The following is a 3,321-nucleotide window of genomic DNA, read 5'->3' on the forward strand; positions in this document are numbered from 1 at the left end:
GACGGCTGGGTGGCGGGGGGTGCGCCGGGTCCTGGTGGTCGGTGAGGCAACGGGTCTGGACCGGGCGGTGAAGCTGCTCAACTCCCGCAAGGACCACCCGTACACGGCGGTGGCGGTGATCCCGGTGGGGCCGGCGGTGCCGGGCTGCGGGACGCCGGTGCCGGGCCGGCTGGCGCCCGAACCGGCCGACGACGACGTGTCCACGGTGCTCGGCGGCGCCTTCGCCCATGACGCGGACCTGGTGCTCGTCGCGCCCGGTCCGCAGCTCGGCGTCGACCGGCTGCGCCGGCTGGCGTGGGGCCTGCACGACGGCGGGCTGGCCCTCTGCGTCCTCTCGGACCTGTCGGAGGTCGACGCGGCCCGGGTGCGGCCGGCCTCCGCCGCCGGGCTGACACTGCTGCACGTCGCGCCTCCGCTGCGGCGCGGCCCCCAGGCCGCGCTCAAGACCGTCGTGGACCGGGCGGGTGCCGCGCTGGGGCTGCTGGTGCTCGCGCCGCTGTTCTGCGGGGTGGCTCTGGCGGTGCGGTTCTCCTCGCCCGGCCCCGTGTTCCACCGCCAGACCCGCCACGGCCGTCACAACAGGCCGTTCACCATGTGGAAGTTCCGCACGATGGTGGCGGACGCGGAGGCCCGCAGGGAGCAGCTCTCGGCGGCGAACGAGAGCGAGGGCCCGATGTTCAAGATGCGCCGCGACCCGCGGGTGACCAGGATCGGCCACGCCCTGCGCCGGACGTCCATGGACGAACTCCCGCAGCTCCTCAACGTGTTGCGGGGTGACATGTCCCTGGTAGGTCCGCGCCCGCCGCTGCCGGAGGAGGTCTCGCGCTACGACGAGCGGGAGCTGCGGCGGCTGGCGGTGCGGCCGGGCCTGACCGGCCTGTGGCAGGTCAGCGGGCGGTCGGACCTGTCCTGGCAGGAGACGGTGTCACTGGACCTCTGGTACGTCGACAACTGGTCGGTGACCACGGACATGGGGCTCCTCGCCCGGACGGTGCGCGCCGTCACCGACGGCCGCGGAGCGTACTGAGACGTGAGCGGGGGACACGAGGGGGGCCGCGTGCACGGGATCAGGGCCTACCGCGGCCGTCCGGCCGGACGGTCAGCCCCGGGAGGCCTGCCGGCCGAGCCACCAGGCGTAGGTGCCGGCGATGCCGTCCCGCAGGGGGATCCGGGGCTCGAAGCCGAGGGAGGAGAGCCGGGACACGTCGAGGAGCTTGCGAGGGGTGCCGTCGGGCTTGGAGGTGTCCCACACGACATCGCCCTGATAACCGGTCACCTCGCGGATGACGGAAGCCAGTTCCCGGACGGTGAGGTCCTCGCCGCAGCCGACGTTGACGGGGTCCGCCCCGTCGTACACCTCGAGCAGCCGTACACAGGCGGCGGCGAGATCGTCGACGTGGAGGAACTCACGGCGGGGGCTGCCGGATCCCCACAGGGTGACCTCGCGGGCACCGTCCCGCTTCGCCTCGTGGAACCGGCGGATCAGGGCGGGCAGCACGTGCGAGGTCTCCAGGTCGAAGTTGTCGCCGGGGCCGTAGAGGTTGGTGGGCATGGCGCTGATGTACGAGGCGCCGTACTGCCGGCGGTAGGACCGGACCTGTGTGATCCCGGCGATCTTGGCCAGCGCGTATGCCTCGTTGGTCGGTTCGAGCGGGCCCGTGAGCAGCGCGTCCTCGGGGATCGGCTGGGGGGCGTGCTTGGGGTAGATGCACGACGAACCCAGGAAGAGCAGCCGCTGGATCCCGGCGGCGTGCGCGCCCGCGATCACGGCGAGCTGGATCCGGAGGTTGTCCTCCAGGAACTCCACCGGGCGGGTGCTGTTGGCCATGATCCCGCCCACCTTGGCGGCGGCCAGCACGACCGCGTCCGGGCGGGTGCCACGCAGGAACGCCTCGGTCGGCGCGGCCTCGCGCAGATCGAGCTCGTCGCGGCCGCGAGTGATCACTTCGTGGCCGTCGGCGGTGAGGCGGCGCACCAGCGCCGAGCCGACGAGACCGCGGTGGCCCGCGACGAATATGCGGGCGCCGGGGCGCAGCAGGGGGCGGACGGATTCCTGGGCAGGTCCGGGGAGGTCGGTCGTCATGGCCCGGATTCTGCCAGCAGCGCACCGCCCCGGTGACCTTTTGCCGCATTCCACTCGGATCCAGATATTCAGCAGCAGAATGCCCCGCAGGGCGACCACAGCCCCGCAGGGCGACCACAGAGGGGGGATCATGGCGAAGACCGCACTCATCACGGGTGTGACCGGGCAGGACGGTTCGTACCTGTCGGAGCTGTTGCTCGGCAAGGGGTACACGGTCCACGGCCTGATACGCCGTTCGTCGAGCTTCAACACCGAGCGGATCGATCACATCTATCAGGGGCCCGAGGAGGCGGACCGGTCCTTCGTGCTCCACCACGCCGACCTCTCCGACGGCGTCGCGCTGGTGAACCTGCTGCGGGACATACAGCCCGACGAGGTCTACAACCTCGGTGCCCAGTCCCATGTCCGGGTCTCCTTCGACGCGCCGCTGTACACCGGGGACGTCACGGGCCTCGGGACGGTGCGGCTGCTGGAGGCGGTCCGGGCCAGCGGCATCGACACCCGGGTCTACCAGGCCTCGTCGTCCGAGATGTTCGGCGCGAGCCCGCCTCCGCAGAACGAGAAGACCCCGTTCCACCCGCGCAGCCCCTACAGCGTGGCCAAGGTCTACTCGTACTGGGCGACGGTCAACTACCGTGAGGCGTACGGCATGTTCGCCGCCAACGGCATCCTGTTCAACCATGAGTCCCCGCGCCGCGGCGAGACCTTCGTGACGCGCAAGATCACCCGCGGGGTGGCCAGGATCAAGGCGGGCCTCCAGGACCGGCTGCATCTGGGGAACCTCGACGCCGTGCGCGACTGGGGATACGCCCCCGAGTACGTGGAGGCGATGTGGCGGATGCTCCAGTGCGACACCCCCGACGACTACGTGGTGGCCACCGGTGAGGGGGTCAGCGTCCGGCAGTTCCTCGAGTACGCCTTCGAGCACGCGGGGCTGGACTGGGCGGAGCACGTCCGCTACGACCCGAAGTACGAGCGTCCCAGCGAGGTCGACGCACTGATCGGTGACGCCTCCAAGGCGGAGCAGCTCCTCGGCTGGAAGCCGGAGGTGAAGTCGCGCGAGCTGGCCATGATCATGGTGGACGCGGACATCCGGCAGCTGGGCGACCAGCTCGCGGGGTCCGCGGTCCGGGTGGACCGATGACCGGTGCGGCACGTCCCGGACACCTCGGCAGCGGACGGGGCGGCGCACCGGCCGCGAGCGGCTCCGCCCTCCGCCGGCCGCGTACGGGCCCGTG

The 3,321-nt window shown here is 71.8% G+C and carries 3 protein-coding genes; 2 read left to right on the top strand and 1 reads right to left on the bottom strand.

The genetic code is table 11. The features are described from left to right. Positions 1–1,027, top strand: a 1,027-nt coding sequence (locus tag VN520_RS30595; protein WP_325750193.1) for a sugar transferase, incomplete at its 5' end; no start/stop codon positions are given. 72 nt (positions 1,028–1,099) lie between these two features. On the opposite strand, the gene VN520_RS30600 is transcribed toward VN520_RS30595, so the two are convergent. Then, positions 1,100–2,083: a GDP-L-fucose synthase gene (locus VN520_RS30600; protein ID WP_325750194.1), complete on the bottom strand. Its 984-nt coding sequence runs from the start codon at positions 2,081–2,083 to the stop codon at positions 1,100–1,102. Between the two features lie 130 nt (positions 2,084–2,213). On the opposite strand from VN520_RS30600, the gene gmd reads away from it, so the two are divergent. Next, complete coding sequence (gmd, locus tag VN520_RS30605) at positions 2,214–3,227, top strand: GDP-mannose 4,6-dehydratase (protein WP_325750195.1); 1,014 nt, start codon at positions 2,214–2,216, stop codon at positions 3,225–3,227. Positions 3,228–3,321: the final 94 nt, after the last annotated feature.

The sequence above is a fragment of the Streptomyces sp. genome (genome assembly GCF_035563135.1).
Lineage (GTDB): Bacteria > Actinomycetota > Actinomycetes > Streptomycetales > Streptomycetaceae > Streptomyces.

What these genes read in the sequence shown, in the direction of transcription:
- VN520_RS30600 (WP_325750194.1), bottom strand. Translation starts at nt 2,083, where the DNA reads ATGACGACCGACCTCCCCGGACCTGCCCAGGAATCCGTCCGCCCCCTG.
- gmd (WP_325750195.1), top strand. Translation starts at nt 2,214, where the DNA reads ATGGCGAAGACCGCACTCATCACGGGTGTGACCGGGCAGGACGGTTCG.